The organism is Mesorhizobium sp. M7A.F.Ca.MR.362.00.0.0, from assembly GCF_004023175.1.
Classification (GTDB): Bacteria; Pseudomonadota; Alphaproteobacteria; order Rhizobiales; family Rhizobiaceae; genus Mesorhizobium.
On sequence record NZ_RZTF01001024.1, the window covers coordinates 1 to 272 of the forward strand.

Sequence of the window (272 nt, forward strand, 5' to 3'; positions counted from 1 at the left end):
CCACCTCGGTGCTGGCCATGGAAGAGCATGGCGAGATCGCCGGCACGGCGTCGGCGCTGATGGGCACGCTGCATTTCGCCATCGGCGCACTCGCCATGGGTGTTGCCGGCGTGTTCTTCGACGGCACGCCGCTGCCGATGGTGGCCGGCATCACGCTCTGTGCGGTGATTTCCTTCACGCTGGCCAAGGTCACGCTCGGCCGCTCGCGCGAGGCCGTCGAGGCGCCGGCGGAATAAGCAACCAAAACAAATGAAAAAGGCCGGGGTTCATCC

The 272-nt window shown here is 65.8% G+C and carries 1 pseudogene; it reads left to right on the forward strand.

What is annotated here, in order from left to right:
• Window positions 1–236: pseudogene (locus EOC06_RS38965) on the forward strand (multidrug effflux MFS transporter); the annotation flags it as partial.
• Between the last annotated feature and the right edge of the window lie 36 nt (window positions 237–272).